A 25999-nucleotide genomic window follows, 5' to 3' on the forward strand; every position below is an offset into this window, starting at 1 on the left:
ACTGTATTTTCACCACATTCGAGGCTGTAACGATGCTGTGAGTTAAGTGGATAGGCAGCGACTTTGTCGGTCCATGAGTGCTTCGAGTCGACCTCAATCGACCAAACAAGCACGTGTTCACTGCTCCGTCAGGGTGGCAAAATGAGCCGATCCGGGGGCTGGCGAGGATGGTTACCGGACCCATCAGGCAGACGTGGCGTCAGCCTGGTACAATGGGTGCTCTTGGAGGGGAATCGGCATGCCGTCACCGGGGCGCTTCTCACGATGACGTTCGTCGCCATCCTCGCAATTGGCACGGTTTGGCCGTTCGGAATGCAACGACTCCTCACCGAGACCGCTGCCGTCCAGACGCTTCTTAACACCTTCCTAGGAGGAATTATCCTACTGGTCTCGATAGTCGTCTCGATAAACTCAATCGTCCTCTCGTACGATATTATTTCCATCGGTGCACAGGAAGACCGTCATCGAGGCACAGTCGAGTTCCGACGCGAAATAGGGCATCTGACAGACACCGACCATAGCACCATGGACCCGGCTTCGTTTCTTACTATGATGGTCGGCGTTATCAATCAGCGATCACACGAGTTAGCGACGGTTACAGAGGAACTCGACGGGGAGGCTGCCGAAGAAGTCAGAGAACACACTGAGACGATTCGCCAGACCATCGAAAACATCGAACAGTCCGTTGCTGAAACGGGCGGGGGCGAGTTTAGTGCGCTTTGGCTTGGACTCGATTTAGATCTTGGCCCATTGATGGATCGGTCGCGCGTATTGCATCTGGAATATGCCGATGAACTCTCAGCCAGTGGTGAAGATCGGTTCGAGAGGCTCATCCGGGCGTTCGAAATAATCACGACCGGACGCCATTTTTTCAAGACGCTGTATTACAAGCGGGAGTTCTCTATGTTGTCACGAACGCTGTTAATCGTCTCGCTGCCAGCTATCTTGGTAACAGCGAGCACGATTCTGGCTATAAATGCGAACATCCTCCCACAAATATGGATATTTGGTCTCTCACCGCTCCTGACCTTTGTCGCCGCCGCGTTCACGACCGCTCTGGCACCGTTTATTATCCTCACCGCTTATATGCTCAGAGTGGCGACCGTCACTCTGCGAGCCACCGATACCGAGCCGTTTGTTCTCTAGTCCTGACCGGTGCCAGCCCGTTCCACCGCTGTTCCCACGTTTCGCGTGGGAGGCTGCCCGTGCCGCGCATCTAACCCCACAAGAGAGTCAGTTTGAGGGGGATAGCGTGCGAACGTATCGTCAGAAGTTGTAACAGATTGAAGGCATCAAGTCTTTCCTGCTAACGTGAGGGGATATAGGTATGGCTGGAGCGATTGCCGGGCTGATCTTGGGAAGCATTATCGGGGCAGTCGCAACAATCGCAGGATCGTACTTTCTGTTCTGGCGTCGCCGACAAGCAGCACTCGCGCATCTCCGTCGCGCATTCAAAACGGAACTCTCTGCACTGTCCTACATTGAGGAGATGGCCGAGAGCGGCGACTACGAAACACTCACTCAGACAGTCGAAACACCGGTCGTCTACGAGAGTAATGCCGACGACATTGGTCACCTCTCAGGCGAGGAAGTCGAGGCACTCGTGGCATTTTACACTGACCTGTACTGGATGCGTGATCAACAGGATATCGAGGACAAGAAAGAACGCGTCCATGACATCGTCGAAAAGCGCCAGCGTGCGATAGCATCGATCCGTGACGCAGAATGAGACCCGCAGATACACTCTCGGCGGTATGTACGCAGTTGTAGTGAACAGCCGATTCAGCACCGTTCCGATGATATTTGCACCAAACGATCAGTCAGTACAGAGCGGACACTTAATATCAAGATACAGCTGAGGGTTTTAGTCCTGTATCACTAACGATGCTGTATGCCTCTGATAGCAGCCGGAGAGGGACCAGTATCAGCAACAGCACAATGGCTGGACGAATTGTGGAAGTATTACCGTGAATACACCCATACTGCGATTCATACAGCTTCAGCGGCGGCGCTTACCGCATTTGGACTGCTCATCTTCATCGACCGACTCTTTGTGGTACTAGCAATTGCCGCATATATCTGCCCCCCTCTTTTCCTCTACAGTATTGGCGCTGACGCCGGGAAAACTTCGAACTCATCGAACTCGGCTACCGTCCAAGCCGATTCGAAGCCAAGTTCGGCTACCGACATAGATAGCGATGACGAGGACAGCGATTCCGACAGTGACGATGTTGACGCTGATTCGGATGGAACAGACGCTGACGCAGATGTTGACGGTGAGGATGCCGACGCTGATGGGTGACCAACTGGTACTATCTCTTTCGACCAGAGTCTCACTATCGATGGATAAGCACAACTACCGACCGGCTGTTTCGCTCCCGAAGACGCGGAACGAATGACGCCCGCTTACTTAATGTATCCGCTGTATCTTGCCCGACAGTTCCCTCATCGATAGCGGTTTCAACGGAGTCTAATTGTCGGTGAGGATCCACGAGCGTCGGCTTAGAGTTCGATTCCGTACGTGGCGGCGAGGACGGCGTCCCAGTCGTCGGGGTCGACGGGGCGTTCGCGCGTCCGTTTCTCGACGACGACGTCCCGGTCCCGGGAGCCACGCCGGGCGTGCGGGGCATCGCTGCCGTCGCTCTCGTGGAACGTGACGAGCCGGTGCTCGTTCGCGGAGAGCTTCCGGTAGCCGTCGGGGGAGGCGATGGTGACGAAGGCGCTCCTCGCGAACGTCGAGTCCGGAGAGGACTGGAGGTAGTCGTTCGTCGCGGCGAAGTACGAGAGGTCCCGGGGTTCGACGTCGAACACGTACCGCGTCGTCCAGTCGCGCTCGTGTGGCTCGCGGTACTGGGTCTCGTGCGTGGCGTCCTCGCGGTCGCTCTCGGCGACGCGCCACGTGACGCCGGCGTCGTCCGTGACCTCGGTGCCGTCGAGTGGGACGGGCTGCCGGATCTGTGGCGTGCCGGTGCCGACGTCGACGACGAACGACCGGTGGAGGTGGACGACGTTCGAGTGGTGGTTCGCGGGCGGCGTGTCGTCGCCGCCGCTGCCCAGGACGCGCGCGGCGACGCGGTCGACGTCGTACCCGAGGTCGGCGAGCAGCGAGTGGAAGAGCCCGTTGAGTTCGAAGCAGTACCCGCCGCGCTCTCGCTCGACTACCTTCTCGAAGAGGTGGGTGGTGTCGAGGACGACGCCGTCGTCCTGCACCGTGTCGGCATCGTCGCGGTGGGGGTGCCCGACGATGCTGAGGTTTTCGAACGGGACGGCCTGGACGTGCGCGGCCTGGAGGCGCGAGAGCGCCTCCCAGTCCGGTTCGACGACGCCCTCGGGGTCGACGCCGATCCGCCGGAGGTACGCGTCGGCGTCGAACTCCCCGGTGGGTTCGGTTGCGGTCATCGTCGATCCATTCGACCGCCGGGCACTTGACGGTATCCTGAAAGAGCGTTCACCAGCGGGCCGTCGACGCGAGCGGGCCGGGCTACGCGTCTGGGTGGTCGTGTCGCCAGAACTCGTCGTCGACCGTGACCTCCTTCTTGAACAGCGGGACCTCCTCCTTGAGGCGGTCGATGCCGTCCTCGACGGCGCGGAACGCCTCGCGGCGGTGGCCGGCGAGCACGACGACGAACACGATGTCGTCGCCGGCTTCGAGCACGCCGGTCCGGTGGTGGAGGCGGACGTCGAGCACGCCGTCGCGCGACTCGAGGTCTTCGCGGAGCGCGCGCAAGCGGTCCTCGGCGACGCCGTCGTACTTCTCGAACTCGAGGTACTCGGTCGGCGCGTCGTCGGGGTCCTCCTTCGCGCGGACGCGGCCGGTGAACGTCGCGATGGCGCCCGACCGTTCGGCGCGCGGCGACGCCTTCACGTCCGCGACGAGCGACTCGAGCGTCCGGTGCGGTTCGAGGTCGTCGATGGCGTCGACGACGGCGTCGAAGTCGAGCGCGTCCGGTCCGGACGCGCGTTCGAGGAGGGGGTCGGCGACATCGCGCTCCCCGAGCGCGACCTTCGGGAGGGAACTCCCCGAGTACCCCTCGACGACGGCGTAGTCGTGGCGGGGAGCGAGCCGGTCGAGTGCGTCGGGGAGCGACAGGTCGCGGCCGGTCGCGAACCACTCGCCGCCGCTCGCGACGGTTGCGTCGCCACCGCCGGCGTCGCTCCCGTCGACGTCCAGGGCGTCGTGGGCGTCGTCGACGAGCCCGTACGTCTCGTCGGCCCCGGCCGCGCGGTGCCGGGCGGTGTCCTTCCCGTCGGTATCGACGTCCGGGTCGTGAGTCAGGTGCTTTATCGTCCCGACGGACCCGCGCTCGGCCAGTCGGTCGACCAGCGCCTCCACGACCGTCGTCTTCCCGGCGTCCGACGCCCCGACGACGCTCACGACGTGCATACCGCGGCCTTCGGCGTCGGCGATTGTAAGTGCCACTCTCCGCGGACGCGCTCGATCGCCGTCGTTCACGCCCCCGGCGGATTCGTCAAACCTGAAAGGAATTTTACGGGCGGAACGCGGAGGTACTGGCATGCGTACATCACGCTGGACGTCCACGTCGTCCGTGAGCGACCGATGGTAGACGTCGCGTTGACCGTCGGACAACTGCTCCTCGCGCTGTTCCTCGTCGTCCTCAACGGGTTCTTCGTCGCGTCCGAATTCGCGTTCGTCCGGATCCGCGCGACGTCGGTCGAACAGCTCGCAGAGGAGGGTCGAGCGGGCGCGGAGATCCTGCAGGACGTGATGGCGAACCTCGACGACTACCTCGCCGTCACGCAACTGGGCATCACGATCGCGTCGCTCGGCCTCGGGTGGGTGGGCGAGCCCGCGGTGGCGTCGCTCATCGAGCCGGCGCTGGAGCCGTTCATCTCGGGCGACCTCATCCACCTCGTCGCGTTCGCGATCGGGTTCGGTACCATCACGTTCCTGCACGTCGTGTTCGGCGAACTCGCGCCGAAGACGCTCGCGATCGCGGAGGCCCAGCGACTCTCGCTGTTCGTCGCCCCGCCGATGAAACTGTTCTACTTCGTGTTCTACCCGGGGCTCGTCGTGTTCAACGGGACCGCGAACGCGTTCACGTCGCTTCTCGGCGTGCCGCCGGCCTCGGAGACCGAGGAGACGCTCGAGGAACGCGAGATCCGGCGCGTACTCGCGCGCTCCGGCGAGGAGGGGCACGTCGACACCGCGGAGGTGGAGATGATCGAGCGCGTGTTCGACCTCGACGACGCGGTCGTGCGCGAAGTGATGGTGCCGCGGCCGGACGTCGTGAGCGTTCCCGCGAACGCGTCCATCGCGGAGCTCCGCGAGATCGTATTCGAGACGGAGCACACGCGGTATCCGGTGGTCGCGGCCGACGACACGGATCAGGTCGTCGGGTTCGTGGACGTGAAGGACGTGCTGCGCGCGACCGCGGGCGACGACTCGAGCGCGACGACCGTGGGCGACCTCGCGCGCGAGATCATCGTGGTTCCGGAGTCGACCCAGGTGAACGACCTCCTCCTGCAGTTCCGCGACGACGAGCAGCAACTCGCCGCCGTCATCGACGAGTGGGGCGTGTTCGAGGGGCTGGCGACGGTCGAGGACGTCGTGGAGGCGGTCGTCGGCGACCTCCGCGACGAGTTCGACGTCGACGGCGACGAGCCCGCGATCCGGCAGGCCGGCGCGGGCGAGTACGACGTCGACGCCGGCGTCCCGCTGTCGACGGTGAACGAGACGCTGGACGCCGAGTTCGAGAGCGACGAGTTCGAGACGATCGGTGGGCTCGTACTGGACCGCCTCTCGCGTGGCGCGGAGACCGGCGACGAGGTCGAGGCCGCGGGCCACCGCATCGAGGTGACGGCCGTGGACGGGACGCGGATCTCGACGCTCCACGTGGAGCGGCTCGACGACGAAGACGGCGAAGACGGAGCGCGCGACGACGCAGACGGACCCCGCGACGACGCAGACGGCGACGCGTAGGGAGTCCGCTCGACGGGGCGTCCTCTCGTCGCCTCAGGCGTCGTCGGTGTCGGCGGCGTCGGCGGCGTCGGCGGCGTCGGCGGTGTCGGCGGCTGCGTCGGGTTCGTCTTCGGCTTCGAGCTCCGCTTCGTCCAGTAAGCCGTGGTACGAGCAGACGTACTCGTCGCGGATGAGCTGTTCGTCGACGACGTCCAGTCCGAGCGCGTCGAGTGCCGCTCCGATCCGGTTGAGGTCGTCGTGGTCCTCGCCGATCGCGTTCACGTACACGTTGCGGTGGCCGGTCATGATCTCGCGGACCGCGGTCACGCCGTGAATTTCGCGGGCGCGGCTCGCGAGGTCGTCGCGCTCGGCTATCGGTGCCGTACAGATGATCTTCGTGTAGAGGGGGTAGCCGGCGAGGTCGTAGTCGATGTCGACGTGGTAGCCGCGGATGATCCCGCTCGTCTCGAGTTTCTTCAGGCGCGTGCGGACGGTGCTCGCCGAGATGTCGATCTTCTCCGCGATGTCGCCCGACGTCGTCCGCCGTGCGTCCTGCTGGAGGTAGTAGAGGATGCGTCGGTCGATCGAGTCCAGTTCGCCGTCTCTCATCTGTCGTTCGTGTCCAGTCAGACGGCGCTAATGAGTCTTGCTCTGTTCCGGGACGCTCGACCGACCGATAGTTGCGGACAGATTCGTAATATACAGTTCGTTTGGTGTCAATCTGTGATTTGAATCGTCTTCTTTATGACGTTCCGTCTACAACGTGGAGTCGAGTACTGTACGTGGGGTGTCTCGGCGACACGCCAGTAGACGCTGAAAGATCATGATACGGAAATCGATTCGATCCATCGGGGAGGACTCGAGCGGTGATGCATCCGCCGAGTACCACGTCCTGGGTGGCGGACACGCCGGCGCGTCGCTCGCTCACTACCTATGGCACCAGGGTCGTTCCGTGGTCCTGGTCGACGAATCGGGAGGGTCGTCGGAGGACCCCAGCCACCGGGGCGACCCGTCCGACCGCGAGACGCACGCCGTCTTCGAGAGCGCCGGACGCGAACACATCTGCGCCTCGACGGACCTCGCCGACACGCTCGACGAAGCGCTATGAAGGAACTCGAACGGGACCTCGGCCTGCCGTCCGTGCTCGCGATCAGCATCGGCGCGATGATCGGGAGCGGCATCTTCATCCTGCCCGCGCTGGCGCTGGAGATCGCAGGTCCTGCGGTCATCCTCGCGTACCTGCTCGCTGGCCTCCTCGTCGTCCCGGCCGCGCTGTCGAAGTCCGAGATGGCGACGGCGATGCCTGAAGCCGGCGGGACGTACATCTACATCGAGCGCGGGATGGGGCCGCTCCTGGGCACCATCGCGGGCGTCGGCACGTGGTTCTCGCTGTCGTTCAAGGGCGCGCTCGCGCTCGTCGGCGGCGTCCCGTACCTCCTCCTGATCTTCGACCTGCCACTGAAGCCGGTCGCGCTCGGGCTCGCAGCCATCCTGATCCTCGTGAACGTCTTCGGCGCGAAGCAGACCGGACGCCTCCAGCTCGTCATCGTCGTCGTCATGCTCGCGGCACTCGGCTGGTTCGCCGCGGGGAGCGCAGGGAGCGTCGATTCGGCGAACTACGTCGGCTTCTTCGACGACGGCATCGGCGGGCTCCTGGCGGCGACCGGTCTCGTGTTCGTCTCGTACGCGGGCGTGACGAAGGTCGCGAGCGTCGCCGAGGAGGTCGAGGACCCCGGCCGGAACATCCCGCTGGGCATCCTCGGGTCGCTCGCGTTCACGACGATCCTCTACGTCGCCATCGTCGCGGTCCTCGTCGGCATCACCGACCCCGGGAGCGTCGCCGGGTCGCTGACGCCGGTCGCGGTCGGCGCGGAGGCGACGCTCGGACAGGCCGGGGTCGTGGCCGTCATCGTGGCGGCAATCCTCGCGCTCGTCTCGACAGCCAACGCCGGCATCCTCTCGTCGTCGCGGTATCCCTTCGCGATGAGTCGGGACAAGCTCGCTCCGCCGTCGCTCTCGACGGTCAGCGAGCGATTCGGGACCCCCGTCACCTCCATCACGCTCACGGGAGGCGTTCTGCTGGCGCTCATCGCGTTCGTCGACATCCTGGAGATCGCGAAGCTCGCGAGCGCGTTCCAGATCATGGTGTTCGCGCTCATCAACGTCGCCGTCGTCGCGTTCCGCGAGGGGAACGCGGAGTACGAGCCAGAGTTCACGTCGCCGCTGTACCCGTGGATGCAGATCTTCGGTGCGGTGACGGGCCTGGGACTGCTCACGCAGATGGGCGAGACCGCCTTGCTGGGCGCGCTCGTCATCACGCTCGCCAGCATCGCGTGGTACTTCGTCTACGTCCGTCCGCGCGTTCGGCGCGAGGGTGCTGCGACCGACGCGATCCGCCGGCAGGTCGGCCGGAGTTCGCTCACGGACGTCGAGGCGGTCTCCGAGGAGGGAACGCAGGACGTCCTCGTCGCGCTCACGAAGGGCGTCGACGAGGACCGCGAGCGCTCGCTGCTATCGCTGGCGGCGGACCTCGTCCGCCCGCACGGCGGCCGCGTGCACGTCGTCCACTTCGAGGAGGTCCCGGACCAGGTGCCGCTCACCGACGAGCGCACGGTCCAGTCGTCCTCGGACCTCTCGTTCGAGACGCGAGCGAACGAGCTCGCGGCGGAACTCGGCGTGGACGTAGAGGCGGACGAGGTCGTCAGTCACGACACGAAGCACGCCATCGTCAACGCCGCCGAGGCGCGGCGCGTGGACTCAATCGTCGCGGAGCACGAACCGCTCCGGCTCCGGTCGCGAGTGATCGGCGACCCCATCGACTGGGTCGTCCGGCACGCGCCCTGCGACGTCATCCTCGTCGACAACCTCGGCTACGACGACCCCGAGTACGTCGTCCTCTCGGGCGATTCCGGCCCGTACGACCCGCTCGCGGTGGCGGTCTCGGAGGCGGTGGCTGGCGGCAACGGCGGCCACGTCTCGCTGTGGTTCCCCGACGAGGTCGACGGGACGGACGAACGCGAGCAGACGCTCCGTGACTACCAGTCCGAGCTGTCCGAACAGCTCTCGGTTCCGGTCGTCGTGGAGGCCGTCCAGGCCGACGGTGGTCGTCCGGGTGACGGGGACCTGGTCGTGCGTCGCGGCCAGGACCACCGACTTCGGAGTGCGGCCCTCGACGACCGGCCGACGTACCCGAGTCCGGGCTGTACGACGGTGACGGTCTATCCGCGGAGTTCCCGACGGCCGGGGATCCTCCGCAGGATCGTCGAACGGAACGTCTTCTGACGCGGTCTGGGACCCCCGGCCGCTGGGGGAGCACGGTCCGGTATCGTCGCTGTCCGTCGAGCCGTCTTCGGCAGGAGAGACCGTTTTTTGGACCGAGGCGTCGGTCAGTCGGTCGCGTCGAGCGCGCGCTCGAGGTCCGCGACGCCGGGCTTGTGCGCGCGGTCGCTGGCGGCGACGACGGCGACGCGGTCGGTGCCGAGCGGGACGAACCCGAGGCCGAGTCGGTCCGCGGTTCCGCGCGAGCCGAGTCCGACGTCGACGATACCGTCGGCGACGCGACGCGCGGGACTCTCCGGCCCGCCGGTCTCGAGCTCGTAGCCCCGAATTGCGTCGACGAGGTCGTCGCGTGAGACGTCCCGTTCGGCGGCGAGCGCGTCGAGTGCCGCGTCGAGTCGTGCTCTGAGACCGGACTCTGCGTCGCGGTTCGCGAACGAGACGTCGTCGTCGACGAGCGCAGCGAGCCCGTCGACGCCGACGGGGTTCCCGGCGGGAACGACGAGTCCCCAGTCGCGGTCCCAGAACGCGAGGACGTCGCGCTCGCGGTCGGTCTCCGCGTCGCTATCGCCTGCCAGCGCCTCGTCCGCGTCGCGAACGCCAGTCAGCGCCTCGTCCGCGTCTGGTCCGGCGAGTGCGGCGACGTCGGCGACGTCGTCGCGGAGCGACCGGCGGCCGGCGCGACTCCCCGAAGCGAGGTATCGCGGGTCGGCGACGGCGTCGAGGGCGCGCGAGAGCGTCGGGTCGTCCTCGCCGACGACGAGGACGCGGGGCGGGCGGCCGTTCGCGGAGAACAGTGAGACGGTGACGGCCTCGCCGGCGTCGACGTAGTTCGTGTCCGGGTCGACGGGGACGACGCCGTCTGCGGCGGTGAGCGTCGTCGTCGCTCCGCTGCCCTTGTCGACGGGGTACGCGAGCAGGTCGCCGTCGCCGTCGGCGACGAGGCCGACGGGGACGAGACGAAGTCGGCCCTCCTCGGAGCGCTCGCGGGTCGCCATCCTCGCGTCGACGGTCGCCGTCCGCGCCGGCGGTCGACCCGCGGCCTCGCGGATGCGGGGAGCGACGAACGTCCTGAATATCGAGAGCGCGCTCACTGGGTAGCCGGGGAGGCCGACGTACGCGGTGCCGTCGATGGTGCCGACGAGCGTCGGCTTCCCGGGTTTGACGGCGACGCCGTGCAGGAGGCGTTCGCCGCGGTCCTCGACGACGCGGTAGACGACGTCCATCGCGCTCGCGGACGTCGACCCGGACGTGAGGACGATGTCGCACTCGCTCGCGGCCGTCTCGATCGTCTCGGTCATCGCCGCGCGGTCGTCGCCGACGTGCTCGTACACGACGGGGTCGCCGCCGGCCTCGCGGACGCCCGCCGCGATGGCGTGGGTGTTCACGTCGTGGATCTCGCCCGCGCCGTGGTCGAGGTCGTCGCCGGGCGGCACGAGTTCGTCGCCCGTGGAGACCACCGCGACCCGCGGCCGCGCTCGCACGGGGACGTCGGCGACGCCGAGCGCGGACAGCAATCCGACCTCGCGGGGCGTGAGGAGCGTCCCCGGCCCGAGCGCGCGCTGGCCGGCGGCGATGTCGGCACCGGCGGCCATGACGTGCTCGCCGGGCGCGACCGCGGTCCGAACTGCTACCTGGCCGTCGGTCTCGCTCGTTCGCTCGACCATCACCACCGCGTCCGCGGTTCCCGGGACGACCGCGCCCGTCGATATTTCGACGGCGTCGCCGGACTCGAGCGAGACGGCCGGGCGTTCGCCAGCGTGCACGGCGCCGACGACGTCGAGCGTCGCCGGGTCGGTCTCGGACGCACCGAACGTGTCCGCGGCACGGACGGCGTAACCGTCCATCGCAGCGCGGTCGAACCCCGGAACGTCGATGCCGGCGTCGACGCGCTCGGCGAGCACGCGACCGCGCGCGTCGTCGAGACCCACCGTCTCGCTCCCTGCGTCGACGTCGAGGTCGGCGAGGGTCTCGCGGAGCGTCTCCGGGGTCGCGAGGTCCCGGAACTCCCGGTGGTCGCTCATGGCGCGCACCCGCCGAAGGCGGACTCGTGGACGGCGAATTCGCGGTCGGCGAAATTGCGGACGGCGAATTCGCGGTCGGCGAGTTCGCTGCCGTCCGGTCGACGGTGTCGCTCGCGTTCGAGCCAGCGGAGAGCTGCGTCTGTCACGATACGCGACACGGGGTACCCGAGGAGCATCAGGATTTGGGTGCTCGAGCACGCACGCTGCATCGACGGCTCGAGTCGACGCCGCGTTGCGACCACGGAGTTGATAAGCGGTGACGGGCTATGGGCTCGATACATGCGACACACAGGACTCAAACTTCGGATGGCCGTCGTCGGAACCATCCTCTTCGCGTTCTACGCGGCCGCCGGACTGGTCGTCTACGCGATGTACGGGCCGGGAGTGATCCCGCTCGTCGTCGTCGGCTCGGTGGTCCTCATCGGGTTCCAGTACAAGGTCGGGAAGTGGGCGGCGCTCCGGAGCGTCGGCGCCGAAGACATGCCCGAGCACGGCGAGTACTCGCGCATCCACCAGGAGGTCGGGTCCATGAGTCGGGACATGGGAATCGACAAGCCGCGACTCATGGTCGCGGACATGGGCGTTCCGAACGCGTTCGCGGTCGGCCGGAAGGGCGCCGGGACCGTCGTCGTCTCCACGGAACTGCTCCGGATTCTCGATCGTGACGAGGTCGACGGCGTGCTCGCCCACGAGCTCGCGCACATCGCGAACCGCGACGTCGTTATGATGGTGCTCGGGCAGGGCATCGCGAGCGTCGTCGGCATCGTCGCGCAGTTCGTGGTGCTGCTCGCGGGCGACAACGACCTCGCGGACTTCTTCCTCGCGATCATCGTCGGGAACGTCGTGCAATTCATCGTGATGCTGTTCGTGCTCGCGATTTCGCGGTACCGCGAGTACGTCGCTGACGCGGACGCGCGGCGCGCGATCGGGAGCGGCGACCCGCTCGCCCGAGCCCTCGAGAAGATCTCCCGCGGCGCCGAGGGCCGCGAGAGCAAGGTCGACGACCAGGTCTCCGCGCTCTGCATCTTCGGCGACGGCGGCAGCATGCTCTCGAAGCTCGTGTCGACGCACCCGCCGATGGAGAAGCGCATCGAGCGCCTCCGAACGTAGATGGCCGAACCGGGACTCACCGAGGCGCTCGCGGCCGCTCTCGGCGTCGCGTTCGGCGCACTCATGGTCGCGTACCCCGGCGTCGTGCTCGCCGTGCAGACCGCGGGCACGCGCCCGGACCGCCAGCCGGGTCCCGGGGGCGACGCGCCGACCGACGACGGCGTCTGGGAGACGCTGATCCGCGTCGTCGGCGTCGGGTTCGTCCTCGCCGGCGTCTACTTCGCGTCGCTGTTCGTCGTCTGAGGCACCGCCGTCCGTTCGCGGGGTGCACGCCGTGCGAAGCGTGCACTGAAATGGGAGACCCCCCAATTGTTCTATGCGGTGCCGCGCCCGGGGGGAGCGCGGAACCCGAGTGAGACGCTCGAGCCTGCCCGGTCGTCACCGGCCGGGTATCGTCTCGGACGGCGCCTCGACCGGGGGACTGGGGGCCGCCGTCTCACTCGTCGCGCGACTCTCGAATCTCGTCGACCGTCACCGGTTCGGCGCGACTGCGGAGCGCTCCGAGGCGCTCGTGCGCCCACTCGCGGACGGCGTCGTTCGACGTCTCGAGGAGCGCTCGCGGTTCGCCGGCTTCGTCGACACCGACCTGAACGACGTCGTCGAGCACGCCGAGGTAGAACGGGACGTCGTCGGTCGTCCGGTACAGCTCCAGGGCCTCCACTTCGAGCAACTCTCGCGTGAGCGGCACGTAGTCGGGGTCTGTGGTCATCGTCTCGGCGACGTGCTCCGAGACGACGATCTCGCCACGTGCGTCCCCGTTGACGAACTTCTCGTGGACCGCTTCGTACGCGTGCAGCCCGATCACCGGGATGGCGACGCGGTCGTCGGTGCTCTCCCGGACGCGGTTCACGTGCGCGTTCACCATCGCCCACGGGTTCCCGGGTTCGGGGACGACAACGGTCGCGTCCCGAAGGAGTGAGAGGTCGACGTCGAACGCGTCGCGGTCGGTCCACTCGAGGAACGGCTGGAGGTGGTCGAGCGCTCCGACGGTCTCCTCGAGTTCGAGGAAGTCGTCGAGCACGTCCTCGACGCCGGGAGCGAGCGCGTACGTACCGTCGCCCTGCTGGATCCAGCCGCGTTCGACGAGCGCGTCCAGGTTCCGGGAGACAGTCGTTCGGGACGCCGAGACCGCCGACCGGAGGTCGTCGCGCGTCGCCTGGTCGCGATCGCGGAGCGTCTCCAGCAACTGGACTCTGTTCGTCGACCGTGCGAGGAACTCGATGGCTTCCACGACGCCACTTCTATCAGTCATCGTATCCGTCGCTTCGTACTCACCCGAGTGACCGACATCAGTCCATCGGCCGGGTAGGCGTCGAGGAAAAATCTGGGGGTACCGTCCGGACTGGCGAGCGGCGTCGCGAGACGGAGACCGAGCGTCGATTGGGTGGGCTAGAACGCCTCGACGTGCGGGCGGACGTCGAGTTCGAGCGTCCACGAGGATCGATCCTGTTCGACGAGGTGCCAGTAGGAGTCGGCGATGGCGTCGGGGTCGAGGTACTCGTCGTCGTTGTCCTCGGGTTCGTCGTCGACCTCGGGCGGTCGGATCTGGCCGTCGATTACGACGTGCGCGACGTGGATGCCGGCGGGGCCGAGTTCGCGCGCCATCGATTCGGCCATGCCGCGGGCGGCGAACTTGCCGGCGCTGAAGCCGATGGCGCCGTCGCGGCCCCTGACGGCCGACGTCGCGCCAGTGAAGACGATGGTGCCGCCGTCGTTGGCGAGCATGTCGGGGACGGCCGCCTGCGAGCAGTGGAGGGCGCCGCGGGCGGAGACGTCGAGCGCGCGGTCGAACTCTTCGGCGGAGATGTCCCTGACGCCCTTCCACGCGCCGCCGCTGGCGTGGTTGACGAGGACGTCGACCGGCCCGAACGCGTCGCGGACGGTCTCGAACCCCTCGCGGACCGCGTCCGGGTCGGTGACGTCCACCGCGACGCCGATCGCGTCCGGGCCGAGGTCGGCCGCGAGCTCGTCGACGTAGTCGCCGGAGCGAGCGAACAGGCCGACCTGGCAGCCTTCGTCGACGAACCGTCGCACGATCGATGCGCCGAGGCCGGGGCCGACGCCGGCGACGACAGCCGTGTGCGTCATGTGCTGGCAGACGGCGGCCAGCGACAAAACCGTGTGGGGCTACGGCCTCGGTGGCAGGGAGGTCCGTCGAGAGTCACGCTTTTGACGGGACCGCAAGTGTGTGCGAACGATGACCCAACCCGACGGGACTGGAGAGGGCGCGGGTGCGGAGTCGAGAGGCACGGACGTCCTCGACCCGTTCCGGCAGTTCTTCGCGCTGGAACGGGACGTCCTGGTGCTGTCGCTGGCGATGTTCGCGTTCAGCATCGGTTTCCAGATGACCAACCGATACCTCCCGGAGTACATGGTCGCGCTCGGCGCCTCGGGATTCGTCGTGGGGCTGTTCGGCACGTTCGGGAACGTCATCTCGGCCCTGTATCCGTATCCGGGAGGTGCTATTTCGGACCGAATCGGGTCACGACACGCGCTGACGACGTTCGGGCTGATCTCGACGATCGGGTTCGGCGTCTGGCTGTTCGCGCCGAACGTCGGTGCGTTCACGCTCGCTGGTGTCACGATCGAGCCGTGGGTCTGGGTCTTCGTCGGGCTCGTCCTCGCGCAGGCCTGGAAGTCGTTCGGTCTCGGGGCGACCTTCGCGGTCGTCAAACAGGCAACCGACCCCTCGCGACTCGCTGCCGGGTTCGCCAGCACCGAGACGTTCCGTCGGACGGCGTTCCTCCTCGGGCCGGTCGCCGCCGCCGTCCTCATCGCTCTCCACCCCGACTTCGCGGTGAGTTTCCGGTACGTGCTCGCCGTGGCGGTCGTCTTCGGCGTCGTCGGCACCGCGGTGCAGCACCGCCTCTACGACGCGAGCGAGGACGACATCGGCGGTTCCTTCGAGGGTCTCGAACAGATCCGGCAGGACCTCCGCGAGATGCCCGATCCGCTTCGACCGTTGCTAGTGGGGGACACGCTCGTTCGCTTCGCCAACGGGATGGTCTACGTCTTCTTCGTTCTGGTGGTCACCCAGTTCTTCCAGGTCGGGCTCGACGCGACGATCGCACTCGGTGGCATGTCGTACGACGTGAGCCTCTCCCCGCAGGCCTTCTTCGGCTACCTGCTCGGCGTGGAGATGCTGATCGCGTTGCTGATCATGGCGCCGGCGGCCAAGGTCGCCGAATCCGTCGGGCTCAAGCCGGTCGTCGCCGTCGGGTTCGCCGTCTACGCGATCTTCCCGGTCGTCCTGATCTTCGCACCACGATTGGCAGGGTCGGTCGTTCCGCTCTCGACCGTGATGATCGGCGTCTTCGCGTTCTCCGGGCTCCGATTCGCTGGACTGCCATCTCACAAGGCGCTGATCGTCGGGCCAGCCGAACGCGGAGCCGGCGGACGAGTTACCGGGACCTACTACCTGATCCGAAACCTGATCGTCATCCCGAGCGCGGCGTTCGGCGGCTACCTCTGGGACTTCGTCAGCCCCGAAGTCGCGTTCAGCATCGCCGCCGCGATCGGACTGATCGGCACCGGGTACTTCATCGTCTTCGGCAAAGAGTTTGAGGCCTACGCCTGAGACCACTGGATGTCGAGTCGTGGCGCACTCGCTTCCCGAACCGACCGTCCAACACATTCGCCCCCTAATATTATAATATATCTATCGTAATTTATCAACGTGTCCAGAACGGATTGCGCGAAAGGGGTGTGCGAGGGTGGGGCGAACCGTGGAGGCTACTGCTCCGGCGCTTGGAACGGAGTCTGGATTCGGATACTTCGGTTGCGACGCCGGTTCGGGCTTTCGGGTCGAAGCTGTCAGCGGGCTAATCGGCAAGATAATGGTACTGTGTTCGGTAATCACCATAGATGAGTGGGTCCGAGCACGCGTCGGCCGTCGACGGCGACGACAGGGTGGCTGTCACCGCCGGGGGCGTCCACGTCAGCAAGTGGGTGGCAGAGGCGAACACGAAGGTACCGGTCGTGAAGTACGAGCTCGCGTCGGTGCGGGACGACGACGTCAGGGTCGCGCTCACCGACCGCATCCCCGACCACCTCGCGCTCGACGACGTCGGGTTCCACGACGAGTACCACGGCGAACGCTGGCAGCACACCGACGGGCACACGATACGTTTCGAGACCGAACTCCCCGCGGGCGAAACGCTGACGACGGTGTACGGCGTCCGCCAGGACGGCATCGACGATCCGAGCGCGTTCCTCGGGCGTCCAGAGATGTCCATCTCCGCGAGTTCACGGAGCGCGTCGAGCGAGAACGAATCCGAGAACGACGACGCGGTCGCGGCCGCTGAGGCGGCTGCGGACGCGCCGGCCGATGACGCGGACGACGGTGCCGACGAGACCGAACGCGACGGCGAGTCGGCGGTAGACGGGCCCGACACCGGTGAGTCAAGCGCCGATCCGGCGGACGCTGCTGCCGCGAAGGATGAGGAACCGGACGGCGAGTCGGCGGCGGAAACGGGGGACGAGGCGGTGACGACGCTCTCGCTCGCGGATCCGAGCGGCGACGCGCACGACGACGGTGCGGACGGAGACGATGGTGTCGTCGACGAGTCGGATGCTCCAGGTCGCGACGACGCTGGAGCGGAGCCACCGAGTGCGTTCGCGGCGCCGGACGCGTCCGGCGAGTCGGCCGACTCCGACGCGCTCGTCGAGCGGCTGGTCGCGGAGATGCGTTCGGACGCCGTGGACGCGGACGCGCGGGCGGCGCTCGGTCGCGAACTGAACCTCCAGCTGTCGGCGTCGACGTCGCAGTTCGTCGAGCACCTCCAGTCGCGCTCGAAGGAGAAGCGCGGGCAGCTCGAGGCGGACATCGAGACGCTCGAGGATTCGATCGCGGAACTGTACGGCCTGAAGGCCGACGAGCGGACGGTCGCGACGCTCCAGCAGGAGAAGGCGGACGCGTCGGTGGTCGAGGACGTGCGGGCGGACCTGTCGGACGTCGAGGCGTCGATGGCGACGGAGTCTGCGCTGGAGTCGGCGACGGCGGCGCTCGACGACCGCGTGGACGACGTCGACGAGGAAGTGTCCGAGCTGGCCGCGGCGACGCCGACGAACGAGGAACTCGAGGAGGTCGCTGCGGACGTCGAGTCCCTCGACGGTCGGACGCCGGCGCTGGACGCGTTCCAGTCGCTGCGGAAGGATCACGACGCGCTCGCGGCGGACGCCGCGCGGGCGTCCACGGTCGAGGCCGTCGAAGCTGACCTCGAGGCTACGCGCGAGGACCTCGAGGCGTCGCTCGACTCGCTCGACGCGGACCTCGAGGAGTCGGTGGATTCGGTGCACGAACGCGTGGACGACGAGGTGGCGGTGCTTTCCTCGCGGCTGGCCGACGTCGAGGCGGATGCGGCGTCGGCGGCGGCGCTGTCGGAGACCGACGAGCGCGTGGCGTCGCTCGCGGACGGGAAAGCCGACGCGGACCGCGTGGCGAGCGTGGAGGCGGACCTCGAGGACGAGTACGTGACGGAGGCGGACATCTCGGCGGCGCTGGAGTCGCGCCTGCAGACGTCGCTGTTCGCGCGGACGCTCCTCGTCGCCGGCGGCGTGGCTGCTGGCGCTGGCGTGACCCTGGTCGCGACGGGCGCGACGGCGGGCGCGGTACTCGTCGTCGGCGCGCTCGCGGCGTTCGCGTACTGGTGGTGGCTCAACGATAGCGAACTCGACGCCTCGGGTACGACCGAGTCGTTCGACGCGTTCGATGACGCCGACGGCAGCGATGACGCTGACACTACTGGCGGTACTGACGGCGCTGGTGGCGATGGTGGCGCTGGTGGCGTTGGTGGCGCTGGCGGCGCTGGCGGCGCTGACGGTGCTGGCAGCGACGATGCAGCGGACGCGGACGCCGATCAGGGACCGTCGAACCCCACCGCGTCCGCAGAAGCAGACGTCGAAGACGGCCCCGAGGAGCCCGCAGCGGCGGAGACGGCGGACGCGGACGACGCAGCCACCGGAAGCGAGGTCGACGACGACCCCTCGGACACCACCGTGTCCGCTGAAGCGGACGGTGACGAACCCGACGACGAGACGGACACCACCGCGTCCGGAGAAACCGGGGTCGAAGACGCCCACGGGGCAGTCGACGACGACACCGAAGCGTCGGACGACCACGAAGCCATTTCGGCGGACGACGACGACGCCAATTCGGCGGATTACGAAGACGCCAGTTCGGCGGACGACGACGGCGTCGAGGACGGCAACGAGAGTGCCGACGAAGCCGTCGAGGACGCCGACGACGAGAGCGCCGACGACAGCTGAGGGCAGGACTGGAGAGCGACGGAGGGCCGCGACGTCAACGGGGGTCGGGGACGGTCGGGCGCGCTCAGACGGGGTGGCGTTCGAGAGCGGGCTCGAAGCCACCGGTGACGAGGGAGGTGTCGGGGTCGACGGCGCAGGCCTCCCAGTCAGCGCGCTCGGGGTCGGTCAGGGCGTGCCAGCGGTCGCGGAGCCGGGTGTTCGCCGTCGAGAGCGCGCCGCGTTCGTCGCGGACGAACGCTTCGCCTAGCGCGACCGCCTCGGCCGCGGGTGTCGCGCGAGCGAGGCACGCGCTGCGGGCGACGGTCCGGTTCGCGCGACACGCCGGCTGGTCGTCGATGCGGTCCGCGAGCCGGTGGCGTAGCCAGGCTTCGCGGCCCGTGAGCGGCAGTCGTTCCACGGCGACGCGCGGGTCGCACGTCCACGTCGGGAACTGCGGCGCCCGCCGGTACGTGTCGCCGAACGCGCCCAGGTCTCGACAGCACGACGCCGACAGCATGTCGTAGCAGGGCTCGCAGAGCGCGACGAGGTTCGAGAGCGCCCACGCCGGCTCGCTCTCGCTCGCGACCGAGTAGACGTACCCGAGCGACGTCTCCTCGGCGGACTGCGTGGCGACCGCTGTCCCGCAGCGGCCACAGCGACCGCCGTAGAACGCGAGGATCGCCTCGCGGCGAGCAGCGTAGTCCACGGGCGCGTCTCGCGCGGGGTCGACCGGGCCGTGGTCGCGGTCGCGGTCGACGTCGTACTCGCGGTAGCACTGCGAGCGGTCGTCGACGATGTACGCGACGTTGTACGGCGCGAGACTGGGGTCTGCGATGAACGCGGGCTCTGACATTGGATGTGAGTGTGATCGGTCGAGGGTGCGGTCGAACGACGCGATGCCCCGAGTGCGCCACCAGCGCGGCGCGTGGCTGGGGCCGGGGCTGGTGGCTACAGGGTTGCGGTCGACGCGGGCGGCGTCGACGGTCAGAACTGGCGAAGGATGCGTGAAGTGACCGCCGGCTCGTCGCCGTGTGCGGCGTACTGGTGGTCGCCACCAGTACGGGCCTCGTCGCGGGCGGGAGCGCAGCGAGTCATCTGTGTTCGCACTTAGTACCCCTGTTTACTTAATTTTTACTCTTAATTAGGAGAATTCGGAGCATACGGGCGCCTATTTCTCCGAAGGCTCAAATATCGTCTAAAGAATCGGGTATAGTCGGAGAGTTCGGTAGAACGGTCCAGCGGTGGGCTATCGGAAGGAGCGACGGTCGCTGGCTATAGTTCCGGTCGAATACGGCCGAGGCGGAGTGCATTCCCGGTGACGCCGAGGGTCATCCCGGCGTCGCCCGCGAGCACGGCCAGCGCGACGGAGACGTTCACGTAGGGAACGGCCACGCCGACGGCGAGTACGGCCTTGACGGCGAGGCTCGCGAAGATGTTCTGCCGGATGACGCCGTTCGCGCGATGACTCAGGTCGTACAGGTACGGGAGTTTCCGGACGTCGTCGCTCATGAGCGCGATGTCCGCGGTCTCGATGGCGGTGTCCGTGCCGGCGGCGCCCATGGCGACGCCGACGGTGGCGGTCGCGAGCGCGGGCGCGTCGTTCACGCCGTCGCCGACCATCGCCACGCCGCCGTCGTACTCGGCGTCGAGTTCGCTGACGGCGTCGACCTTGTCCTCGGGGAGGAGGCCGGCGCGATAGTCGTCGACGCCGACCGCCTCGGCGACGGCGCGCGCGGTCCCCTCGTTGTCGCCCGTGAGCATCACGACCTCCAGGCCGAACCGCTGCAGTGCGGCGACGGCCTGTTTGGCACCGGGGCGGACCTCGTCCGCGACGGCGACCAGGCCCTCGAGTTCGTCCTCGGTCCCGACGAGGATCACGGTCTTGCCCTCGCCCTGGAGACGCGGGATGGTGTCCTCGGCGAGGTTCAGGCAGCCCTGGCGCTCGCAGAGGTCCGTGACGTCTGCGGGCACGCCGTGGTCGTCGCCAGCGCCGCCGTCGGTTCCGCCAACGTCGGTTCCGGCGCCGTCCGTGACGGTGTCGTTCGTGCCGGCGTCGTTCGTGCCGGCGTCGACGACGTGCGCGTGCCCGAGTTCGAACCCGAGGTCGTCGAACCACGCGGGCTTGCCGGCGTAGTGCTCGGTGCCGTGGAGGGCGCCCGTGACGCCCTTCCCGGTGACAGCCTCGAACCCGTCGACCTCCGTCGCGGGCGCACCGACGCCGTCGGTCCCGTCGGCGTGCGCGACGATCGCGTCCGCGATCGGGTGCTCGCTGCGGGCTTCGAGGCCGCGGGCGCACCGGAGGACGTCCGCTTCGGTGCGGTCGCCGAGCGGGACGACGTCGGTGACGGCGAGTTCGCCCTTCGTGAGCGTCCCGGTCTTGTCGACGGCGACGGCGTCGACCTCACCCATCGCTTCCAGGTGGTTCCCGCCCTTGACGAGCACGCCGTTCCGGGCGGCGCTCGTCACGCCCGAGACGACGCTGACGGGCGTCGAGATGACGAACGCGCACGGGCACGCGAGGACGAGCATCGTGATGCCGTTCACGAACCACTCGGTCCACGGTGCCCCGAACGCGACCGGCGGGACGACGGCGACCGCGATGGCGAGCGCGACCATGACGGGCGTGTAGTAGCCCGCGAACCGCTCGACGAACTGCTCGCGCTCGGTCTGGTTCGCTTCGGCGTCCTCGACGAGCGAGACGATGCGCGAGAGCGTGCTGTCCGCTGCTTTCGCACGCACTTCGACCTCGACGTAGCCGGCTTCGTTGATGGTGCCGGCGTACACCTCGTCGCCGACGGTCTTGTCGACGGGGACGCTCTCGCCCGTCACGGGCGCCTGGTTGATGGCGGTGTCTCCCTCGACGACGACGCCGTCGGCCGGCACCTTCTCGCCGGGCTTCACGACGACGACGTCGCCGACGTCGAGTGCGTCGACTTCGACCGTCGTCGTGCTCCCGTCGTCGTGCTTGACGGTGGCTTCGTCGGGGGAGAGTTCGACGAGTTCCTGGAGGCTGTTCCGGGTGCGGTCCATCGCGTACCCCTCGAGGAGTTCGCTGACGCTGAAGAGGACGGCGAGCGTCGCCGCCTCGAAGTAGAGGTGTTCGCCGAACCCGAGGCTGGCGGTGACGGCGGCGACGATGGCGGCACTCATCAGGAAGTCGATGTCGAGCTGGCGGTTCTTCGCGGAGTAGTAGCCGCCGCGGAGGATCGCCTGCCCCGCGAGTGCGGTGGCGCCGAGGAACCCGACGTCGGCGACGGTGAGGGGAGCGCCGAGGACGGTTGCGACGGTGGCGAGGCCGCCGAGGGCGAACTCGGCGACGAGCGCGAACGCGAGCAGGCCGGCGCCGACGTAGGTCTTCTTCGCGCGAGCGCTCGCCCAGACGGACCGGTCGGCTTGGTCGGTGCGGTCGTCGCCGCTCGCGTCGGCGGCGTCGGCGTCGCTCCCGGTGACGTCGTAGCCGGCGGACTCGATGGCAGCCCGGAGTTCGTCGGCGTCGGTGTCGTCGTACTCGACGCTGACCCGCCCGGACGTGGGGCTGGTCTGGATGCGTCGGATGCCTGGCTGGCCGTCGAGTGCGGCCTCGACCTTGTTCGCGCACGACGCGCAGTCCATGTCGGGGACGTCGAACGTGGCGCGAGCGACGGAACTCGCTTCGACGTCGTAGCCGGCGGCTTCGACGCCGCCGGTCACGTCGGCGGTCGAGGTCGACGCGCGGTCGTAGGTGACGGCGACGCGGCCGCTGGCAGGACTCGTCTCGATGGACTCGACGCCGTCGACGCTCTCGACGCCAGCCTCGACTTTGTTCGCGCACGACGCGCAGTCCATGTCGGGGACGTCCAGTTCGACGCGCGCCGTGGAGTCGTCTCCCTCCGTGGACTCGTCCTCGTCGGGGGGTTCCGGGGCGTCCGCACGGGTCATAGTGGAGGGTAGCGGCCGTCCGTATATTAATCTCCCGGCTAAAACGAGCCCCTCGATAACCAGATATTAACAATAGAAGTGCCCTGGGTTAGTAACACGGGGCGCAAGGGACAAGTGAACGCGTTGCTAGTTTCACACCATGACCGACGCTGTCATCGTCGACGCCGTCCGGACGCCGTTCGGAGACAGGGACGGTGCGTTCCGTGACACGCACCCGCAGGAGCTCGCCGCCGCGCCGCTGCGCGCGCTGGAGTCGCGCGTCGGCTTCGACCCAGCCACCGTCGAGGACGTCGTGTACGGCTGCGTGACGCCGAAGGGCGACCAGGGGAGCAACGTCGCTCGCATCGCGCCGCTGGTCGCCGGCTGGGGCGAGGACCTCGGCGACGACCCCGAAGCGGGCGACTCGTACACGGGGCGGCACGGGCCGCCGGGCGTCCAGTTGAACCGGATGTGCGGGAGCGGCCAGCAGGCCGTGAACTTCGCCGCCGGCCAGGTCGGCGCCGGCTTCCAGGACGTCGTCGTCGCCGGCGGCGTCGAACACATGACTCGCGAACCGATGGGGAGCGACGGCGGGACGATGGCCGACGCGTACTTCGAGCACTTCGAGGAACTGGTCCCGCAGGGCGAGTCGGCCGAGCGCATCGCGGAACGGTGGGGATTCTCGCGCGAACACCTCGACGATCTCGCCGCACAGTCGCAGTCCCGCTGGCAGGCCGCGTGGGACGCCGGCCGGTACGACGACCAGGTCGTTTCCGTCGACACCGAACTCGACGGCGAGGAACTGACCGTCTCGAAAGACGGCCACCCGCGCCCCGAGTCGACCGTCGAGAGCCTCTCCGGTGTGCCGCTCGCCTTCCGCGAGGAGGGCGAGGGCGTCGTGCACGCCGGGAACTCGTCGGGGATCGTCGACGGCGCGAGCGCGCTCCTCGTCTGTAGCGAGGCGACCGCCGAGGCGAACGGCTGGGAGCCGATGGCGCGGATCGTCGACGCCGAGGTCGTCGGCGTCGACCCGACCACGATGCTCACCGGCCCCATCCCGGCGACGAAGCGCCTCCTCGAGGCGAACGACATCGGCGTCGAAGACGTGGACCGCTACGAGGTCAACGAGGCGTTCGCGAGCGTGCTCGCGGCGTGGCTCGAGGAGACCGGCGCGGACTGGGACCGGGTGAACGTCGACGGCGGCGCCATCGCGCACGGCCATCCGCTCGGTGCGACGGGCGCGTCGCTCGTCACGAAGCTCGCGCACATGATCGAGCGCGGCGACGCCGATACCGCGGTGTCGACGATGTGCATCGGGTTCGGCCAGGGGATCGCGACGCTCCTGGAAGCGCCCTGAGAGCGCGGGGCTTTTGCAGGCGTCGGTCGTTCGGTCGGGCATGACGCTGTCGTCGCTCCCCGACCGTCCGCTCACGGGCGGCGAAGTGCAGGCGTTGAACGACCAAGAGAACGAGCTGTCGGTCGCGCCCGCGAACTACGTCCCCGAGCAGGACCGCGTGTACGCGGTGTACTTCGTCAGGAGCGACCGCGGCCACGCCGTGGTCTTCGACGCGGACGCGGCGGCGTGGACGGTGCTCGAAGCAGTCGACGATTCCGTCGACGGCGCGTTCGGCGTGCTCCAGGACGCGGTCAGCGAGTGGGCCGAGACGGCCGAGTTCGACGACGAGTTCGTGGAGGGCGAGACGACCGTCGACTTCGACGACCCGGACGCGGTCGTCGAGGACCTCGACGCGCGCTGACCGGCCGTCTCGCGACTGCCCGCACGCCGACGGACGACCGTGCCGCCGCGGGTGGCGACCACGCCATCGAAACCGAACCTTGAACGCGCTGAGAACCGCAACCGTCACCATGGACCCGATCGTCGGCGTGGTCATCGGATTGGCGATGGTCGTCGGTGGCGGCCTCGTCTTCCGGCACGCGGAGGAACTCTCGGGGCTGCACGCGGGGGTCGTGCCCGCGGGCGGGACGGGACGACGTGGCGACGCGCTCGCGTTGAAGGTCGCACTCACCCGCTCGTTCGCGCTCGGTGCGGCGGTCCTCGGGGTGGCGACGGCGCTCTCCGTCCTCCTGTGACGAACAGCCACGCCAGCGACCGGGGGGAATGTCGACGAATCACTCTTGTCGATGGACGTACTCGGTGAGGGTATGCGTGACGTTGCGGCGCTCGCTGACGCCGTTCGCGCGGCCGACTCCGTGGTGGCGTTGACGGGCGCTGGGCTGTCGCGAGCCTCCGGTGTCCCGACGTTCCGCGGCGAGGGCGGCCTCTACGAGGAGTTCGACGAGTCCGCGTTCGCCCTCCGCCGGTTCCGTGCGAACCCGGACGCGTTCTGGCGGGACTGGCTCGCCCTCCACGAGCACTTCTTCGACGAGTCCGTCGCCCCGAACGCGGCACACGACGCGCTCGCGACGCTCGAGGCGCGCGGGCACCTGGACGCGGTACTCACGCAGAACGTCGATGGCCTCCACGTCGCGGCGGGCAGCGACTCGGTCGTCCACCTCCACGGGACGGGGTCGACCGCGACCTGCCGGAACTGCGGGGACGTCGTCGACGTGGAGACGGCGAACGCCGTGGTCGCCGACACCGACGCCGCCCCGACCTGCGACTGCGGGGGCGTCTACAAGCCCGACACGGTCCTGTTCGGCGAGCGACTCCCGCCGGTCGCGTTGGCGGAGGCCCGCGACCGAGCGGCGACCGCGGACGTCCTCCTCGCCGCCGGGTCGTCGCTCACCGTCGATCCAGCCGCGTCGCTTCCGGCGACGACCCGCCGCGAGGGCGGCCGGGTCGCGGTCGTGAACCTCGAACCGACGCGGTACGAGGACGCCGCAGACGTCACGCTACGGGACCCCGTCGAGGACGTGCTTCCGACGGTCGTCGACGCGCTCTGATCGAGCGGTCCGCTGCCGCGAACGACTCTCGACCCACACCGTCCCGTCCGCCGTTCTCGACGGCGAGAACGACCGACGGCGCCGGAGTCAGTCCAGGACAGAGTCCGATCGCCTGACGAGCACGACGTCGTACGCGTCGTCGCTCGCGACGTGCTCGCCGACGCTCTGAAGGCTCGAGACGACGCCACCGGCTTCCCTGCTTCCCACGAACACCATCCTCGCGTCACCGTTCCGCGCGAACGACCGGATCTCGTGTGCGATCTTCCCCGTCGGCGCGTAGCGGTCGACGGTCGTATGCTGGAAGACGACGTCGTCGTGGACGGCGTGCGCTCGTTCCTCGAGCCGCGACAGAACCCGTTCGGTCTCGAAGGCCTCCGCTGGCCCCAGCAGGTCGCGTTCGCGCGCCCACGTCGCGTGCTTGCGTGGCACCACGCTGAACGCGACGACCCGCACCGGACCGGGCGCGAGTTCGACCGCGCGCCGGATGCCCCACTCGGACTGCGACGAACCGTCGAACGGGACGACGAAGGTCATGCTCGACTGTTGATCTCGACGCCCCAACAATGAATCGGCCGTTCTCGCCCGGAGAGGATCGGCGGCGGTGGCCGGTCGGCATCGACAC

24 protein-coding genes are annotated in these 25999 nt (G+C 68.1%); 14 read left to right on the top strand and 10 right to left on the bottom strand.

The genetic code is table 11. The features are described from left to right. Positions 1 to 264: 264 nt before the first annotated feature. The 3 genes from G9C85_RS16595 to G9C85_RS16605 all read left to right on the top strand — a co-directional run bounded on the left by G9C85_RS16595 (position 265) and on the right by G9C85_RS16605 (position 2302). Positions 265 to 1146: a hypothetical protein gene (locus G9C85_RS16595; protein ID WP_205254393.1), complete on the top strand. Its 882-nt coding sequence runs from the start codon at positions 265 to 267 to the stop codon at positions 1144 to 1146. A gap of 181 nt (positions 1147 to 1327) precedes the next feature. After that, positions 1328 to 1729, top strand: coding sequence for a hypothetical protein (locus G9C85_RS16600; RefSeq protein ID WP_166042050.1), 402 nt, complete (start codon positions 1328 to 1330; stop codon positions 1727 to 1729). 162 nt (positions 1730 to 1891) lie between these two features. Further along, entirely contained in the window at positions 1892 to 2302 is a 411-nt protein-coding gene (locus G9C85_RS16605; RefSeq protein ID WP_166042052.1) for a hypothetical protein, read from the top strand. A gap of 200 nt (positions 2303 to 2502) precedes the next feature. On the opposite strand, the gene G9C85_RS16610 is transcribed toward G9C85_RS16605, so the two are convergent. Then, on the bottom strand, positions 2503 to 3399 hold the full coding sequence (locus G9C85_RS16610; RefSeq protein WP_166042054.1) for an arylamine N-acetyltransferase: 897 nt from the start codon (positions 3397 to 3399) through the stop codon (positions 2503 to 2505). Between the two features lie 82 nt (positions 3400 to 3481). Beyond that, complete coding sequence (locus G9C85_RS16615; RefSeq protein WP_166042056.1) at positions 3482 to 4384, bottom strand: molybdopterin synthase; 903 nt, start codon at positions 4382 to 4384, stop codon at positions 3482 to 3484. A 174-nt stretch (positions 4385 to 4558) separates the two neighbouring features. Here G9C85_RS16615 and G9C85_RS16620 point away from each other — a divergent pair, with 174 nt between their 5' ends. After that, complete coding sequence (locus tag G9C85_RS16620) at positions 4559 to 5941, top strand: hemolysin family protein (RefSeq protein ID WP_166042058.1); 1383 nt, start codon at positions 4559 to 4561, stop codon at positions 5939 to 5941. Positions 5942 to 5974: 33 nt separating this feature from the next. Here G9C85_RS16620 and G9C85_RS16625 read toward each other — a convergent pair whose 3' ends face one another. Further along, on the bottom strand, positions 5975 to 6529 hold the full coding sequence (locus G9C85_RS16625; protein WP_166042059.1) for an Lrp/AsnC family transcriptional regulator: 555 nt from the start codon (positions 6527 to 6529) through the stop codon (positions 5975 to 5977). Positions 6530 to 6743: 214 nt separating this feature from the next. Here G9C85_RS16625 and G9C85_RS16630 point away from each other — a divergent pair, with 214 nt between their 5' ends. Continuing rightward, a complete protein-coding gene (locus G9C85_RS16630) occupies positions 6744 to 7028 on the top strand; it encodes an FAD-dependent monooxygenase (RefSeq protein ID WP_166042061.1) in 285 nt (94 codons plus the stop codon). Then, a complete protein-coding gene (locus G9C85_RS16635) occupies positions 7025 to 9202 on the top strand; it encodes an amino acid permease (RefSeq protein ID WP_166042062.1) in 2178 nt (725 codons plus the stop codon). Before G9C85_RS16630 ends, G9C85_RS16635 begins: the two co-directional genes overlap by 4 nt. Before the next feature lie 104 nt (positions 9203 to 9306). Here the strand turns inward: G9C85_RS16635 and G9C85_RS16640 are convergent, their stop codons facing one another. Both G9C85_RS16640 and G9C85_RS16645 read right to left on the bottom strand, forming a co-directional pair. Next, entirely contained in the window at positions 9307 to 11220 is a 1914-nt protein-coding gene (locus G9C85_RS16640) for a molybdopterin biosynthesis protein (protein WP_166042064.1), read from the bottom strand. After that, positions 11217 to 11396, bottom strand: a complete 180-nt coding sequence (locus G9C85_RS16645; protein WP_166042066.1) for a hypothetical protein — start codon at positions 11394 to 11396, stop codon at positions 11217 to 11219. Before G9C85_RS16645 ends, G9C85_RS16640 begins: the two co-directional genes overlap by 4 nt. A 103-nt stretch (positions 11397 to 11499) precedes the next feature. Here G9C85_RS16645 and G9C85_RS16650 point away from each other — a divergent pair, with 103 nt between their 5' ends. Together G9C85_RS16650 and G9C85_RS16655 are read left to right on the top strand one after the other, a co-directional pair. Then, positions 11500 to 12330 (top strand): M48 family metallopeptidase, encoded by an 831-nt coding sequence (locus G9C85_RS16650; RefSeq protein WP_166042068.1) that lies wholly within the window; start codon positions 11500 to 11502, stop codon positions 12328 to 12330. Then, positions 12331 to 12573, top strand: coding sequence for a hypothetical protein (locus G9C85_RS16655; RefSeq protein WP_166042070.1), 243 nt, complete (start codon positions 12331 to 12333; stop codon positions 12571 to 12573). It begins immediately after the preceding gene. A gap of 193 nt (positions 12574 to 12766) precedes the next feature. Here the strand turns inward: G9C85_RS16655 and G9C85_RS16660 are convergent, their stop codons facing one another. Then, positions 12767 to 13582, bottom strand: a complete 816-nt coding sequence (locus G9C85_RS16660) for a winged helix-turn-helix domain-containing protein (protein ID WP_166042072.1) — start codon at positions 13580 to 13582, stop codon at positions 12767 to 12769. A 137-nt stretch (positions 13583 to 13719) separates the two neighbouring features. Then, on the bottom strand, positions 13720 to 14418 hold the full coding sequence (locus G9C85_RS16665) for an SDR family NAD(P)-dependent oxidoreductase (RefSeq protein ID WP_166042073.1): 699 nt from the start codon (positions 14416 to 14418) through the stop codon (positions 13720 to 13722). A 109-nt stretch (positions 14419 to 14527) separates the two neighbouring features. Here G9C85_RS16665 and G9C85_RS16670 point away from each other — a divergent pair, with 109 nt between their 5' ends. Together G9C85_RS16670 and G9C85_RS16675 are read left to right on the top strand one after the other, a co-directional pair. Continuing rightward, positions 14528 to 15907, top strand: coding sequence for an MFS transporter (locus G9C85_RS16670; RefSeq protein ID WP_166042075.1), 1380 nt, complete (start codon positions 14528 to 14530; stop codon positions 15905 to 15907). Positions 15908 to 16194: 287 nt separating this feature from the next. Then, positions 16195 to 18597, top strand: coding sequence for a hypothetical protein (locus tag G9C85_RS16675; RefSeq protein ID WP_166042076.1), 2403 nt, complete (start codon positions 16195 to 16197; stop codon positions 18595 to 18597). 64 nt (positions 18598 to 18661) lie between these two features. Here the strand turns inward: G9C85_RS16675 and G9C85_RS16680 are convergent, their stop codons facing one another. After that, positions 18662 to 19429, bottom strand: a complete 768-nt coding sequence (locus G9C85_RS16680) for a hypothetical protein (protein ID WP_166042078.1) — start codon at positions 19427 to 19429, stop codon at positions 18662 to 18664. Between the two features lie 419 nt (positions 19430 to 19848). After that, positions 19849 to 22494, bottom strand: coding sequence for a heavy metal translocating P-type ATPase (locus tag G9C85_RS16685; protein ID WP_166042080.1), 2646 nt, complete (start codon positions 22492 to 22494; stop codon positions 19849 to 19851). Positions 22495 to 22633: 139 nt separating this feature from the next. On the opposite strand from G9C85_RS16685, the gene G9C85_RS16690 reads away from it, so the two are divergent. From G9C85_RS16690 to G9C85_RS16705, 4 genes are all read left to right on the top strand, one after another. Then, the gene (locus G9C85_RS16690) at positions 22634 to 23830 is read left to right on the top strand and encodes a thiolase family protein (protein ID WP_166042081.1); all 1197 of its coding nucleotides are present in this window, start codon (positions 22634 to 22636) and stop codon (positions 23828 to 23830) included. 40 nt (positions 23831 to 23870) lie between these two features. After that, entirely contained in the window at positions 23871 to 24230 is a 360-nt protein-coding gene (locus G9C85_RS16695) for a hypothetical protein (RefSeq protein ID WP_166042083.1), read from the top strand. 109 nt (positions 24231 to 24339) lie between these two features. Then, a complete protein-coding gene (locus tag G9C85_RS16700) occupies positions 24340 to 24564 on the top strand; it encodes a hypothetical protein (RefSeq protein WP_166042085.1) in 225 nt (74 codons plus the stop codon). Between the two features lie 72 nt (positions 24565 to 24636). Then, positions 24637 to 25377 (top strand): NAD-dependent protein deacylase, encoded by a 741-nt coding sequence (locus G9C85_RS16705; RefSeq protein ID WP_193570792.1) that lies wholly within the window; start codon positions 24637 to 24639, stop codon positions 25375 to 25377. An 87-nt stretch (positions 25378 to 25464) separates the two neighbouring features. Here G9C85_RS16705 and G9C85_RS16710 read toward each other — a convergent pair whose 3' ends face one another. Then, a complete protein-coding gene (locus G9C85_RS16710) occupies positions 25465 to 25911 on the bottom strand; it encodes a universal stress protein (protein ID WP_166042088.1) in 447 nt (148 codons plus the stop codon). Positions 25912 to 25999 lie beyond the last annotated feature (88 nt).

It is taken from the genome of Halorubellus sp. JP-L1 (assembly GCF_011440375.1).
In the GTDB taxonomy this organism is placed as follows: Archaea; Halobacteriota; Halobacteria; order Halobacteriales; family Natrialbaceae; genus Halorubellus.

What these genes read in the sequence shown, in the direction of transcription:
- G9C85_RS16595 (WP_205254393.1), top strand. Translation starts at nt 265, where the DNA reads ATGACGTTCGTCGCCATCCTCGCAATTGGCACGGTTTGGCCGTTCGGA.
- G9C85_RS16600 (WP_166042050.1), top strand. Translation starts at nt 1,328, where the DNA reads ATGGCTGGAGCGATTGCCGGGCTGATCTTGGGAAGCATTATCGGGGCA.
- G9C85_RS16605 (WP_166042052.1), top strand. Translation starts at nt 1,892, where the DNA reads ATGCCTCTGATAGCAGCCGGAGAGGGACCAGTATCAGCAACAGCACAA.
- G9C85_RS16610 (WP_166042054.1), bottom strand. Translation starts at nt 3,399, where the DNA reads ATGACCGCAACCGAACCCACCGGGGAGTTCGACGCCGACGCGTACCTC.
- G9C85_RS16615 (WP_166042056.1), bottom strand. Translation starts at nt 4,384, where the DNA reads ATGCACGTCGTGAGCGTCGTCGGGGCGTCGGACGCCGGGAAGACGACG.
- G9C85_RS16620 (WP_166042058.1), top strand. Translation starts at nt 4,559, where the DNA reads ATGGTAGACGTCGCGTTGACCGTCGGACAACTGCTCCTCGCGCTGTTC.
- G9C85_RS16625 (WP_166042059.1), bottom strand. Translation starts at nt 6,529, where the DNA reads ATGAGAGACGGCGAACTGGACTCGATCGACCGACGCATCCTCTACTAC.
- G9C85_RS16630 (WP_166042061.1), top strand. Translation starts at nt 6,744, where the DNA reads ATGATACGGAAATCGATTCGATCCATCGGGGAGGACTCGAGCGGTGAT.
- G9C85_RS16635 (WP_166042062.1), top strand. Translation starts at nt 7,025, where the DNA reads ATGAAGGAACTCGAACGGGACCTCGGCCTGCCGTCCGTGCTCGCGATC.
- G9C85_RS16640 (WP_166042064.1), bottom strand. Translation starts at nt 11,220, where the DNA reads ATGAGCGACCACCGGGAGTTCCGGGACCTCGCGACCCCGGAGACGCTC.
- G9C85_RS16645 (WP_166042066.1), bottom strand. Translation starts at nt 11,396, where the DNA reads ATGCTCCTCGGGTACCCCGTGTCGCGTATCGTGACAGACGCAGCTCTC.
- G9C85_RS16650 (WP_166042068.1), top strand. Translation starts at nt 11,500, where the DNA reads ATGCGACACACAGGACTCAAACTTCGGATGGCCGTCGTCGGAACCATC.
- G9C85_RS16655 (WP_166042070.1), top strand. Translation starts at nt 12,331, where the DNA reads ATGGCCGAACCGGGACTCACCGAGGCGCTCGCGGCCGCTCTCGGCGTC.
- G9C85_RS16660 (WP_166042072.1), bottom strand. Translation starts at nt 13,582, where the DNA reads ATGACTGATAGAAGTGGCGTCGTGGAAGCCATCGAGTTCCTCGCACGG.
- G9C85_RS16665 (WP_166042073.1), bottom strand. Translation starts at nt 14,418, where the DNA reads ATGACGCACACGGCTGTCGTCGCCGGCGTCGGCCCCGGCCTCGGCGCA.
- G9C85_RS16670 (WP_166042075.1), top strand. Translation starts at nt 14,528, where the DNA reads ATGACCCAACCCGACGGGACTGGAGAGGGCGCGGGTGCGGAGTCGAGA.
- G9C85_RS16675 (WP_166042076.1), top strand. Translation starts at nt 16,195, where the DNA reads ATGAGTGGGTCCGAGCACGCGTCGGCCGTCGACGGCGACGACAGGGTG.
- G9C85_RS16680 (WP_166042078.1), bottom strand. Translation starts at nt 19,429, where the DNA reads ATGTCAGAGCCCGCGTTCATCGCAGACCCCAGTCTCGCGCCGTACAAC.
- G9C85_RS16685 (WP_166042080.1), bottom strand. Translation starts at nt 22,494, where the DNA reads ATGACCCGTGCGGACGCCCCGGAACCCCCCGACGAGGACGAGTCCACG.
- G9C85_RS16690 (WP_166042081.1), top strand. Translation starts at nt 22,634, where the DNA reads ATGACCGACGCTGTCATCGTCGACGCCGTCCGGACGCCGTTCGGAGAC.
- G9C85_RS16695 (WP_166042083.1), top strand. Translation starts at nt 23,871, where the DNA reads ATGACGCTGTCGTCGCTCCCCGACCGTCCGCTCACGGGCGGCGAAGTG.
- G9C85_RS16700 (WP_166042085.1), top strand. Translation starts at nt 24,340, where the DNA reads ATGGACCCGATCGTCGGCGTGGTCATCGGATTGGCGATGGTCGTCGGT.
- G9C85_RS16705 (WP_193570792.1), top strand. Translation starts at nt 24,637, where the DNA reads ATGCGTGACGTTGCGGCGCTCGCTGACGCCGTTCGCGCGGCCGACTCC.
- G9C85_RS16710 (WP_166042088.1), bottom strand. Translation starts at nt 25,911, where the DNA reads ATGACCTTCGTCGTCCCGTTCGACGGTTCGTCGCAGTCCGAGTGGGGC.